The sequence below is a fragment of the Vibrio maerlii genome, assembly GCF_003415655.1.
Classification (GTDB): Bacteria; Pseudomonadota; Gammaproteobacteria; order Enterobacterales; family Vibrionaceae; genus Vibrio; species Vibrio maerlii.
This window is the reverse complement of record NZ_QRHC01000017.1, coordinates 1-12352: the sequence shown is the minus strand read 5'-3', so window position 1 is coordinate 12352 and position 12352 is coordinate 1. Positions and strand designations below refer to the sequence as shown.

The window sequence follows — 12352 nt, the reverse complement described above, 5'->3', positions numbered from 1 at the left end:
GATTACTTCTCCTCTTCCTTACGGCACACGTCTTTTTTAAGCATGGGGAAGCCTAGTGCTTCACGTGATGCGTAGTACGCTTCTGCAACAGACTTAGTCAGGTTGCGGATGCGAAGGATGTAACGTTGGCGCTCTGTAACAGAGATAGCTTTGCGCGCATCAAGGATGTTGAATGCGTGGCCCGCTTTAAGAATGCGCTCGTAAGCTGGAAGCGGAAGTGGCTTCTCTAGCTCAAGTAGCTCTTTACACTCTTTCTCACACTGGTCGAAGAAAGTGAATAGGAAGTCTACGTCAGCGTGCTCGAAGTTGTACGTTGATTGCTCAACCTCGTTTTGGTGGAAGATGTCACCGTAAGTTACCTTGCTGCCGTCTGGTGCGATGTTCCACACTAGGTCGTAAACAGAGTCTACTTCTTGGATGTACATAGCTAGACGTTCGATACCGTAAGTGATCTCACCAGTAACCGGCTTACACTCAAGACCACCAACTTGCTGGAAGTAAGTAAACTGAGTTACTTCCATGCCGTTTAGCCATACTTCCCAACCAAGACCCCATGCGCCTAGCGTTGGGTTTTCCCAGTTGTCTTCTACGAAACGAATGTCGTGTACTAGCGGGTCGATACCAAGAACTTCAAGAGAGCCTAGGTACAACTCCTGAATGTTATCTGGAGATGGTTTTAGAGCTACTTGGAATTGATAGTAGTGCTGCAGACGGTTCGGATTTTCACCGTAGCGACCATCGGTCGGACGACGTGAAGGTTGAACGTATGCCGTAGACATTGGCTCTGGGCCAAGTGCACGTAGACATGTCATTGGGTGAGAGGTGCCAGCACCTACTTCCATATCTAGGGGTTGAACAATAGTACAACCGTTTTGTGCCCAGTAATCCTGCAGCGCGAGGATCATTCCCTGGAAGGTTTTGATATCGAATTTTTGCATAGTCAGGTTCGCGCGATTCTTCTAAATGATTTGAAAAAATAACAATCAAGTATAGCGAGATATTGCTCAGGCGAGTAGTGGCAATCTTGACTATTTCGTCGCCAGAAATGTCGTTTAATAGAAAAATCGCAGCTTTATTGCGTTATTTTTCCAAAAAGGGAAAAAGTTACACTTTTGCGTCTTGAGATCTGAACAAGAGCTGATTAAAATCCCGCCCATCTTTGGGGAGTAGCTTACCTAACTCACTCGGCAAATTATTCAAATACCTCGCTGGGTGATATTACCGACTGGTAATAGGTTCGTTCGTCAACATAATCGGTGCAAAATCACCGTGGCGTTCGAGATAGACATGCTGGAAGCCATGCCTATTTAGCAAGACCTTAGATAAACATCGTGAACCGGGGTGGGGCGCGAGGTTTGTCTATGGTTAAAAATAATTATCCTGCCCCAAATGAGCATGTCGTGAGCGTTTTAGCTATATCAATTACTACTGTTGCACTAGCCGAGATTGGGGATAAGACCCAACTTCTATCTTTGCTGTTAGCCAGCCGTTACCGTAAACCCATTCCCATTATTGCAGCGATATTTTTTGCAACCATAGCAAACCACGCGTTGGCTGCATGGTTAGGGGTAGTGGTTGCCGATTACTTATCACCAGAAATATTGAAGTGGGTAGTGGCAGCCAGCTTCTTGGCGATGGCTGGTTGGATTCTAATCCCCGATAAGCTGGATGACGATGAAGAGATCTCTAATCGAGGGCCATTTGTCGCTAGCTTTATTGCCTTCTTTATTGCTGAAATTGGTGACAAAACGCAGATAGCAACTTCTATCCTTGGGGCTCAGTATGCCGATGCGCTGACTTGGGTAGTGCTTGGTACAACGGTAGGTATGTTACTAGCGAATGTACCCGTGGTACTGATTGGTAAGCTATCTGCGGACAAAATGCCACTGGATCTTATCCGTAAGATCACCGCAGTTTTGTTTCTCGCACTTGCGGTTGGCGCAGCCTTCTTTTAAGCGTTGATTTGGTGTGATTTATTATTTGATTTTGGTCATAAATTGCACCGAATTTGATGAAATAAGAGTGACTGAAATAGTTGTGTCATAATTGTCATGATACCTTAATCTTGTCGGTAGACTTATCATCAAGAGTGACCTGTACGGAGGGCAACACATGCTTACACGTTATATGGGAATGACAGTTAAGAGTCAGAGCTATCTATTCACATTCGGCTTGGCGTTAACCTTTTTAGGAATGATGCTGACTGATATGTGGTTACCAATGGTAGCGGGAGCGATTATTCTGATGGGGTTGGCAGTCGAGGCGTGGATGCGCGTGACTCATATTATCCCGATGCATCATGAGATGAATGCCATGAAAAAGCAGATTTCTCAGTTACAAGCCGAGATTCGCACCATCGAATACGACAACAACTAGGTCATCGTCAGACCTTGTCGATTATTGATTCTCGTTCCGTAATCGTAGATAGAACAAAAGGCAGCTTCACACTTTCTATGTTAATAGATTGTTGATTCTGCCTTTTTTGGTATTCTGTACGTACGTTTTTGGAATGAGTCTAATTAAGACCCTTCTTAATCAAGTACTGATATGGTACTTGTTCTGTTTGAGCACCAACAAGCTGGTGGTCCATGAAGCGGCAAAAGCTTGGGATATCTCGTGTTGTTGACGGATCATCGGCACTAACTAACAGAATATCACCATCTTTCATGTTGCGAATTGTCTTCCTGACCATCATTACTGGCTCTGGGCAGCGCAGTCCTTCTGCTTCCAGTGTATGTGTCGCCTGTTCAGGATTGAATGTCATGATTATCTCTTCTGATTACGTTTACTCGTCGAATGATACTGTCGAAGAAAAAATATTCAATAACCACTTGGCAAAGAACCTAATATGATTTAGTGTTTAACAAGTTGGTAACATTTGAGCTAAGGAGTAGCTATGTTGACAACGTTAGATCGTCTTACTGTGTACTCAGTACTTTGTTTTATCTCTTTTTGTGCTCTAGTTTCGCAAACCACGCACAATCTTTCTCTTCTTCCACTTATTGGGATGAGTGCCAGTGTCATTGGCATCTGGCTTGAAATGCGCCGTTATGATGGTGCTGCAGAAGAACAAGAATACTAATCCTAATACGTACTAGATTTATATTCCGACACTATCCCATTTTTCTTGGGCTTCCCCGCTGAAAGGCGGGATTTTTTTTGCCTGAAGAGTACACTAGAAGGAGTAACTCTGAACGGATGTTAAAGCGTGGAATTAGAAGATATTTATCGTCGTGACCTCAACTTGCTCGTGGCCTTAAAGGTGTTGATCGAAGAGGGGAGTGTAAGTCAAGCAGCGGTGAGGCTCAATCTCAGCCAATCTGCAACCAGCCGTGTGCTAGGAAGGCTGCGTGATCTGCTCGATGACCCTCTCTTTACTCGCCAGGGGCAAAGGTTGATTCCAACCACCAAGGCTCTAGAGATTGGCCAACGCCTTGATAAGCCATTAGAGTCTTTCCGACAGCTGTTAACCCCGAGCGATTTCGATCCATATCATTGCGATGAGCACTTTCAAATCGCCACCACCGACTATGCGATGCAGACGATCTTGCCTTACGCTCTGCCGAAGGTATATGAGCAAGCGCCCAATGTGTCGCTTGAGTTTATCCCCTTGCAGCATGAGAACCTATTTCGTCAACTCAGCACTGAAAAGGTTGATATGGCGATCTGCCGTCCAACGGGTTCGGTCACGCCACTTCATCAGCAAGTGCTAGGTCCGGTTGGTGTGCTTTGCCTTTTGTCGAAAGAGCACCCACTAGCCAATCAATCATTGAGCCTTGAGGACTATATTTCCTTCCCGCATGCCATGATAGCGATCAGTGATGGGGTCAAGGCGTTGCTGGACAATGCTTTAGTCAACCAAAAGCCTCGTCGCATGGTGCTACGAGCGTATCACCTTGAAGCTGCACTGGCGATCGTCGATAAAATGCCATTGGTGATTACGGTGCCCGCCGATTTAGCTTACTTAGTTGCTGAGCGTTATGACTTAGTCGTTAAACCGCTGCCATTTGAGTTTACGCCATTTGATTACTCACTGATTTGGCACACACGCTGTGATACATCGGAGTCGCAAAAATGGCTGAGAAGGGTATTGAAAGAAGAGTGTGGCAAGCTGATACAAAAGCGTATCGAAGATATCGGGCTTGGATAACTATCCAAAACAAATTAAAAGGGTCACAACATAGTGACCCTATACTCTTTTGTTGTTAAGACATCTTACAGCTTAATCAATACACGGCCGGTTACTTGACCATTAGTAATATCTTCAGCAGCTTGAATCGCGTCTTCTAATGCAACTTCTTTTGTTGCCTGCTGGTAAAACGATTCTGGCAGTAGCTCAGATAATTGCTCCCAAGCTTTAATACGTTTTTCGCGCGGGCACATTACAGAGTCAATACCTTGTAGGCGCACATTACGAAGGATGAACGGCATTACTGTTGTTGGCAGGTCAAAACCACCCGCTAGACCACACGCTGCTACCACGCCGTTGTAATCAACCTGCGCAAGCACTTTAGCCAGTACCTTGCTGCCTACAGTATCGATAGCACCAGCCCACAATTGTTTTTCTAATGGTTTAGCTGGCTCTTCTAGTTCGCTACGTTCAACGATGCGACTTGCACCTAGCGACTTTAATAGTTCACCGTTTTCAGAAGCACGACCTGTGACAGCTGCTACTTTATAGCCTAGTTGGTTAAGTAGAGTGATAGACACGCTGCCCACACCACCGCTTGAGCCTGTTACTAGGATTTCACCATCTTCTGGTTTTACCCCTGCATCAACAATAGCTTGAACACACAACATAGCCGTGAAACCTGCAGTACCAATCGCCATTACCTTTTTCGCATCTAAGCCTTTTGGCATAGGGACTAGCCAATCACCGTTTAGGCTCGCTTTCTCAGCCATGCCACCCCAGTGACCTTCACCAACGCCCCAGCCGGTCAGTACCACTTCGTCGCCTTCTTTGTAACGAGGGTCATCAGATTGAGAAACCACGCCTGCTAGATCAATACCAGGAACCATTGGGAACTGGCGAACAATACGACCTTTCCCCGTGATAGCTAAACCATCTTTATAGTTTAGAGAAGAGTAGTTTACGTCAATCTTAACGCTGCCTTCTGGAAGTTGAGATTCTTCAATCTCAGTGACAGCAGCAATGGTTTTTTTCTCTTCTTGGTTTAGTACTAGTGCTTTAAACATGGTGATCTCCGTTAGAGGAATAATTCGTTTGTCTGCCAATAACAATAGTCGACAACGGTGAGAAAAAATAATGAAACTTAAACATCGAATCTATGCGTGTGATGCATACTACGTTGCATGAAATAAAAAGCGCAGCCGAAGCTGCGCTACTTGCTCACCAAGACTATCTGTACGGGATAGAGAGTTAAGGACGTTCGAATATCGTCGCAATACCTTGACCTAAGCCAATACACATAGTTGCTAGGCCATATTTGGCGTCTTTAGCTTCCATCAAGTTGATAAGCGTCGTCGAGATGCGAGAGCCTGAACACCCCAGTGGGTGCCCGAGTGCAATAGCGCCGCCGTTCAGGTTTACCTTCTCATCAACCACATCAAGTAGCCCAAGGTCTTTAGCACATGGTAGAGACTGAGCCGCAAATGCTTCGTTTAACTCAACGACATCCATATCTTCAATGGTAAGGCCCGCTCGTTTCAATGCTTTTTGTGTAGCAGGTACAGGACCATAGCCCATTACCGATGGGTCGCAGCCAGCAATCGCCATCGACTTAACACGAGCACGGATCTTCAAACCGAGTTCTTTAGCTTTTTCTTCACTCATGATTAGCATCGCTGAGGCGCCATCAGACAGGGCTGATGAGGAACCTGCTGTCACTGTACCATTGACAGGGTCAAACACCGGGCGTAATTGAGATAAACCTTCAACAGTGGTTTCCGGACGAATCACTTCATCGTGGTCAAGAGTAAACAGTGTGCCATCAGCAGCATGACCTTCTGTTGGTAGGATCTCGCTCTTAAAGCGACCCTCAACCGTTGCGGCTTGTGCACGAGCGTGCGAGCGTGCAGCGAATGCATCCTGCTGCTCACGACTGATGCCATGAAGCTTGCCAAGCATCTCAGCCGTCAAACCCATCATGCCTGCAGCTTTTGCAACGTTCTTCGACAGACCTGGGTGAAAATCGACACCATGAGTCATAGGAACATGACCCATGTGCTCAACACCGCCAATCAAGCAGATTTCCGCATCTCCAACCATAATTGAACGGGTAGCATCATGCAGAGCTTGCATAGATGAGCCGCACAAACGGTTGACTGTAACAGCACCAATTTCAATCGGTAATCCTGCTAACAAAGCAGCATTTCGAGCAACGTTGAAGCCTTGCTCCAATGTTTGCTGTACACAACCCCAATAGATATCTTCGATTTCACTTGGGTTTACCTCAGGATTGCGTTCTAAAATGCCTTTCATCAAATGAGCTGAAAGATCTTCTGCTCTCTTATGACGGAACGCACCACCTTTGGAGCGGCCCATCGGGGTACGAAGGCAATCAACAACAACTACATTTTTCATTTTGTTATTCCTTTTCCAAACGTGGTTTATAGAGACGATGCTTGTTGAGCGTCATAAAAGCTTTCGCCTTTACTCGCCATATCAATCAGCAGTTGTGGTACTTGATACATTGCACCCAAATCTGCATAGCCTTTTGCCATCTCTACGTAGTTAGCAATTCCAATACTATCTAAGTAACGGAAAACACCACCACGGAATGGAGGGAAACCAAGACCATAAACAAGCGCCATATCAGCCTCTTGTGGTGAAGCGATAATGCCTTCTTCAAGACACAGTGCGACTTCATTGATCATTGGAATCATCACGCGTTGGATAATGGTTTGGTCATCGAACTCTTGACGTGGTTTGCTTACGGATTCGAGTAATGGCAGGACGTCTTCATTGAACGATTTCTTAGGGCGACCTTTTTTATCAAGGGTGTAGCTGTAGAAACCACTACCATTTTTCTGACCGAAGCGATCCGCTTCAAACAGTGCATCAATCGCATCACGCTGATCTTTCGCCATACGCTCAGGGAACCCCTGTGCCATTACAGCTTGTGCATGGTGCGCAGTGTCTAAACCCACCACATCAAGTAGATAAGCAGGTCCCATTGGCCAGCCAAACTTGCGTTCCATGACTTTATCGACCTGAACAAAGTCAGCACCATCGTTGAGTAGTTGGCTAAAACCACCAAAGTATGGGAAAAGAACACGGTTTACGAAGAAGCCCGGGCAATCATTGACCACTATAGGGGATTTACCCATCTTCGCTGCGTAAGCAACAACGCGATTGATGGTTTCATCTGAGGTGTGCTCACCACGAATGATCTCAACCAAAGGCATACGATGCACAGGATTAAAGAAGTGCATGCCACAGAAGTTTTCCGGGCGCTTGAGTGACCTTGCTAGCAGGTTGATAGGAATAGTTGAGGTGTTGGAGGTGATAACCGTCTCTTCACTGACGTGTTCTTCGACCTCAGCTAACACTGCAGATTTCACCTTAGGGTTTTCAACTACCGCTTCAACAATTACATCTGAGTTCTCAATACCGGCGTAGTGGAGGCTTGGTGTAATCGACGAAAGAATACCTGCCATCTTAAAGCCATCAATTCGACCACGAGAAAGGCGCTTATTCAGCAGCTTCGAAGCCTCGTTCATGCCGAGATCAAGTGACGCCTGAGCGATATCTTTCATGATAACTGGCACGCCCTTAAGTGCAGACTGGTAAGCAATACCGCCACCCATAATACCGGCACCCAATACCGCCGCGCGCGCTGTCCCTTTACTTGCTGATTTCGATGCTTTCTTAGCAAGACCTTTGATGTATTGATCATTGAGGAACAAGCCGACCAGTGATTTTGCTTCTTCTGATTTGGCTAGGGTAATGAAATGTTTGCGCTCGATATCGAGTGCTTCATCGCGAGCACTACGTGCTGCCTCTTCAATTGCGATAACCGCTTTCATTGGTGCAGGGTAGTGTGGTCCTGCTTTTTGAGCGACGAGGCCTTTGGCCATGGTAAAGCTCATCATCGCCTCTAACTTGCTGAGCGTTAGTGCCGATGTTTTTTGCTGGCGACGTGCTTGCCAGTCAATTTTCTCATTGATAGCAGAGGTTAGCGTTTGTAGTGCCGACTCATACAGTGCATCTGTATCGACAATTGCATCGAGTAGGCCAACCTTTAGAGCTTCATCTGCGCGACATGCCTTACCTTGGGTAATGATTTCCATCGCGCTGTCCGCACCAATGACACGAGGTAGGCGAACACAACCACCGAATCCTGGCATAATGCCGAGTTTTGTTTCTGGTAAGCCGATGCTGGTGGTCTTGTCACCAATGCGCATATCGGTTGCTAGAACGCATTCACAACCGCCACCGAGGGTGTGGCCTTTTAATACTGAGAGAGTTGGGACAGGAAGATCTTCTAATTTGCTAAAGATACTATTAGCAAATCGTAGCCATTGATCGAGCTCTTGTTCTTCTTTGGCAAACAATCCAAGGAATTCAGTGATATCTGCACCAACGATAAAGGTGTCTTTATCTGAGGTCAGCATTACTCCTTTTAGACCTTCATAGCTATTGAGAGCATCAAGGGCTTTATCGAGCGATTCTAGTGTAGCCAAGTCAAGCTTGTTGACCGACTTCGGTGCACAGAAACTCAGTTCTGCAATACCGTCTTTTACTTCCTTTACCTGTAGGGTTTCAGCTTGGTAAATCATTGTCTATCTCCGTGACATACAATCCATGATTGCGTAAGAGAGTATTGTTGTATTTTGGTTTTTTGTCAGACTAGTGGTTAGACCAGTGATTAGAGTTTGAACGCTGACAAGTTCAATTTCAATACATTTTTTAAACAAGTGTTTAACATTGTGTGGTTGGACAGGTATCTACACATCTATACCGCCCGTGATACAATTTGCTCATTCTCTTCATTAATCGAATGTTATGAACGTACAGCCCTATCTAATCCCCCTTCAATCAGCAGTCTTTGAAGAAGAAATTAAAAAGAGTGTCTTTATTACTCACCTGGCTCATACCCCTAGTGTAGAGGCTGCCAAAGCGTTTATAGAGGGTGTGAAGGCTGAGCATGCAAGTGCAAGACACAACTGTTGGGGTTTTGTGGCGGGTAGACCTGAAGACTCGATGAAATGGGGCTTTAGTGATGACGGAGAACCCTCTGGAACTGCAGGGAAACCGATCCTTGCCCAGTTGTCGGGTTCTGGTGTGGGTGAAATCAGTGCGGTCGTCACACGATATTCCGGCGGAATAAAGCTAGGTACGGGTGGTTTAGTTAAAGCATATGGTGGCGGCGTGCAACAAGCACTTAAGCTGCTTCAAACATTAGAGAAAAAAATAACCACTCACTTGCGGCTAGAGTTAGACTATGGGTTTATGTCTATCGCGCAGTCAATCATGGCTCAACATCAAGCGATAGAAGTTGAATCAGACTACGGCGTGCAAGTAACTTTAATCGTAGAAATAGAAGTGAGTGAAGTTGACTCCTTTACCCAATCGATGATCAATAAAAGCGGTGCCAAGGCACTGGTGAGTCAAGTTAAAGAATAACAAGGAAGCATGAAGCGTACGCTTCAATAAATTAACCTCATGCAATTTCGCTCTATTATACGCATTGTTGGACTGCTGCTCGCAATCTTCAGTGTTTCTATGTTGGCACCCGCTTTAGTTGCTCTTATATATAGAGATGGTGCTGGTGTACCATTCGTCACCACATTCTTTGTACTGCTATTTTGTGGCGGTATGTTTTGGTTCCCCAATCGTCGACATAAACATGAGCTGAAGGCTCGTGATGGCTTTTTGATAGTGGTTCTGTTCTGGACCGTTATTGGTAGTGCCGGAGCTCTGCCTTTTCTCATTGCTGATAACCCAAATGTATCAGTAACCGATGCCTTCTTTGAATCCTTCTCAGCATTAACAACGACCGGTGCAACGGTCATCGTTGGTTTAGATGAACTACCAAAAGCGATCCTATTTTATCGCCAGTTTCTACAGTGGTTTGGTGGTATGGGTATCATCGTGCTTGCCGTAGCTATTTTGCCAGTACTCGGTATCGGTGGTATGCAGCTTTATCGCGCCGAGATCCCTGGCCCAGTAAAAGACAGCAAGATGACCCCGCGTATTGCCGAAACGGCAAAAGCACTTTGGTATATCTATTTAAGCCTTACTATTGCTTGTGCTGTCGCTTTCTGGATTGCTGGCATGACGCCATTTGATGCCATTAGTCATAGCTTCTCCACTATCGCTATCGGTGGCTTTTCAACGCACGATGCCAGCATGGGTTATTTTGATAGCCATGCAATTAATATGATTACCGTGGTGTTCCTATTAATCTCCGCGTGTAACTATTCATTGCACTTTGCCGCATTTGCTTCTGGTGGTGTGAATCCCAAATATTATTGGAAAGACCCAGAATTTAGAGCCTTCTTTGGTATTCAAGCTGGGCTATTCTTGATTTGTTTCTTGTTGTTACTCAACCATCATTCGTATGACTCTTACTATGATGCGTTCGATCAGGCGTTATTCCAGACTGTTTCTATTTCGACAACGGCGGGGTTCACTACAACTGGCTTTTCAGAGTGGCCACTATTCTTACCCGTCCTATTATTGTTCTCTTCTTTTATAGGTGGTTGTGCAGGTTCTACAGGCGGTGGTATGAAGGTGATTCGTATCCTTCTTTTGACCCTTCAAGGAATGCGTGAAATGAAGCGCTTAATCCACCCTAGAGCGGTATACACCATCAAACTCGGTGGTAGCGCACTACCTCAACGAGTTGTGGATGCGGTCTGGGGGTTCTTTTCTGCTTATGCATTAGTATTTGTGGTGTGTATGCTGGCGCTTATTGCGACAGGCATGGATGAGCTCAGTGCATTCTCAGCTGTCGCTGCCACCCTCAATAATTTAGGCCCTGGTTTAGGCGAGGTTGCTCTCCATTTTGGCGATATAAATGACAAAGCTAAATGGGTACTGGTCGTCTCCATGCTCTTTGGTCGTCTAGAAGTATTTACTCTTTTAATCTTATTCACGCCAACTTTCTGGCGTAGCTAAGGACAAGTTGTGTCAAAAGCATTATTCCTATATTCAAGCCGAGAAGGCCAAACCAAGAAAATCCTGAACTTCATAGATGAGCAGCTACCAGATCTCGAATGTGAGCTTGTTAATCTTCATGAAGTTAATCAGATAGACTTCTCTCTATATGATCGTGTATTGATTGGTGCTTCGATCCGATATGGCCACCTAAACAAAAAGCTCTATCAGTTTATAGAGAGCAATCTCGAACAACTTAAGAGCCATAAGGTTGCTTTCTTTTGCGTCAATCTGACTGCGCGTAAAGAAGACCAGGGGAAAGATACACCTGAAGGTAGCGCATACATTCGTAAGTTTCTTATCAAATCCCCTTGGCAACCTGCGTTAATCGGAGTGTTTGCTGGAGCGCTCTATTACCCGAGATACAACCTGTTCGATAGAACCATGATCAAATTCATTATGAAGATGACAGGTGGTGAAACAGATATCACCAAAGAAGTTGAGTACACTAACTGGGATAAAGTGGCTATTTTTGCCAAAAACTTTAAAAGTATGTAAACAAGACAGGTGTTTTTAGCGCCCTTTGATGGTTATTTGCTCGAAAGGCAAAAAAAGTGAGTTTTTCTCTAAAAAACGCTTGCCAATCAGATCGCGATCTCTATAATGCCCCCTCGCTGACACGGGAACGCTTCGAAAGAAACGGTAACCAATCAGTAAGGTCACAAAGCCAAGCAGAAATGCTTGAAAAAAGTTTGAAAAAAGTGGTTGACACTAAACTTTGAATCGCTAAAATGACCGTCCGCTTTGAGAGAAGCTCTTAAAGCAAAGCTCTTTAAAAATTTAAACCTATCAATCTGTGTGGGCACTCGTTGATGATAATCAAAAATGAAACTCCGGTTTCAACTTTGGTTTCAATGAACTGAGTGACCAAACGAGTCGAAAGACTTGGCACAGTCAATTCATTATCGTTCTGTTGGAACGATAATAGCTTTAGAATTACATTAGTAGTTTTGAAGTCAGTATTCATTGAGCCGACAAAATCTTAAATTGAAGAGTTTGATCATGGCTCAGATTGAACGCTGGCGGCAGGCCTAACACATGCAAGTCGAGCGGAAACGAGTTATCTGAACCTTCGGGGAACGTTAACGGCGTCGAGCGGCGGACGGGTGAGTAATGCCTGGGAATATGCCTTGATGTGGGGGATAACCATTGGAAACGATGGCTAATACCGCATAATGCCTTCGGGCCAAAGAGGGGGACCTTCGGGCCTCTCGCGTCAAGATTAGC

General features: G+C 45.3%; 12 protein-coding genes and 1 rRNA gene. 8 read left to right on the top strand and 5 right to left on the bottom strand.

All coding sequences use genetic code 11. The features are described 5' to 3' along the window. Positions 1 to 2 precede the first annotated feature (2 nt). On the bottom strand, positions 3 to 938 hold the full coding sequence (glyQ, locus tag DPF91_RS20445) for a glycine--tRNA ligase subunit alpha (RefSeq protein ID WP_117236285.1): 936 nt from the start codon (positions 936 to 938) through the stop codon (positions 3 to 5). Positions 939 to 1400: 462 nt separating this feature from the next. On the opposite strand from glyQ, the gene DPF91_RS20440 reads away from it, so the two are divergent. Together DPF91_RS20440 and DPF91_RS20435 are read left to right on the top strand one after the other, a co-directional pair. Then, positions 1401 to 1955: a TMEM165/GDT1 family protein gene (locus tag DPF91_RS20440; RefSeq protein WP_117236284.1), complete on the top strand. Its 555-nt coding sequence runs from the start codon at positions 1401 to 1403 to the stop codon at positions 1953 to 1955. Positions 1956 to 2112: 157 nt separating this feature from the next. Next, positions 2113 to 2376 (top strand): hypothetical protein, encoded by a 264-nt coding sequence (locus DPF91_RS20435; protein WP_117236283.1) that lies wholly within the window; start codon positions 2113 to 2115, stop codon positions 2374 to 2376. 139 nt (positions 2377 to 2515) lie between these two features. Here DPF91_RS20435 and tusA read toward each other — a convergent pair whose 3' ends face one another. Continuing rightward, a complete protein-coding gene (tusA, locus tag DPF91_RS20430; protein ID WP_117236282.1) occupies positions 2516 to 2764 on the bottom strand; it encodes a sulfurtransferase TusA in 249 nt (82 codons plus the stop codon). Positions 2765 to 2896: 132 nt separating this feature from the next. Between tusA and DPF91_RS20425 the strand changes: the two genes are divergently transcribed. Further along, on the top strand, positions 2897 to 3082 hold the full coding sequence (locus DPF91_RS20425) for a hypothetical protein (protein WP_117236281.1): 186 nt from the start codon (positions 2897 to 2899) through the stop codon (positions 3080 to 3082). A 126-nt stretch (positions 3083 to 3208) separates the two neighbouring features. Then, positions 3209 to 4150 carry a LysR family transcriptional regulator gene (locus DPF91_RS20420; RefSeq protein ID WP_117236280.1) on the top strand — a complete coding sequence of 314 codons (942 nt, stop codon included), beginning with the start codon at positions 3209 to 3211 and terminating at the stop codon, positions 4148 to 4150. Positions 4151 to 4215: 65 nt separating this feature from the next. On the opposite strand, the gene acuI is transcribed toward DPF91_RS20420, so the two are convergent. The 3 genes from acuI to fadB all read right to left on the bottom strand — a co-directional run bounded on the left by acuI (position 4216) and on the right by fadB (position 8742). Further along, positions 4216 to 5196: an acrylyl-CoA reductase (NADPH) gene (gene acuI, locus DPF91_RS20415; RefSeq protein ID WP_117236279.1), complete on the bottom strand. Its 981-nt coding sequence runs from the start codon at positions 5194 to 5196 to the stop codon at positions 4216 to 4218. A 184-nt stretch (positions 5197 to 5380) separates the two neighbouring features. Further along, complete coding sequence (gene fadA, locus DPF91_RS20410) at positions 5381 to 6544, bottom strand: acetyl-CoA C-acyltransferase FadA (protein ID WP_117236278.1); 1164 nt, start codon at positions 6542 to 6544, stop codon at positions 5381 to 5383. Between the two features lie 26 nt (positions 6545 to 6570). After that, the gene (gene fadB / locus DPF91_RS20405; protein ID WP_117236277.1) at positions 6571 to 8742 is read right to left on the bottom strand and encodes a fatty acid oxidation complex subunit alpha FadB; all 2172 of its coding nucleotides are present in this window, start codon (positions 8740 to 8742) and stop codon (positions 6571 to 6573) included. Positions 8743 to 8968: 226 nt separating this feature from the next. Here fadB and DPF91_RS20400 point away from each other — a divergent pair, with 226 nt between their 5' ends. The 4 genes from DPF91_RS20400 to DPF91_RS20385 form a co-directional block, all read left to right on the top strand. After that, on the top strand, positions 8969 to 9589 hold the full coding sequence (locus DPF91_RS20400; protein WP_117236276.1) for a YigZ family protein: 621 nt from the start codon (positions 8969 to 8971) through the stop codon (positions 9587 to 9589). A 39-nt stretch (positions 9590 to 9628) separates the two neighbouring features. After that, on the top strand, positions 9629 to 11086 hold the full coding sequence (locus DPF91_RS20395; protein ID WP_117236275.1) for a TrkH family potassium uptake protein: 1458 nt from the start codon (positions 9629 to 9631) through the stop codon (positions 11084 to 11086). Between the two features lie 9 nt (positions 11087 to 11095). After that, positions 11096 to 11623, top strand: coding sequence for a menaquinone-dependent protoporphyrinogen IX dehydrogenase (gene hemG / locus DPF91_RS20390; RefSeq protein ID WP_117236274.1), 528 nt, complete (start codon positions 11096 to 11098; stop codon positions 11621 to 11623). 486 nt (positions 11624 to 12109) lie between these two features. Next, positions 12110 to 12352 (top strand): 16S ribosomal RNA (locus DPF91_RS20385); the annotation flags it as partial.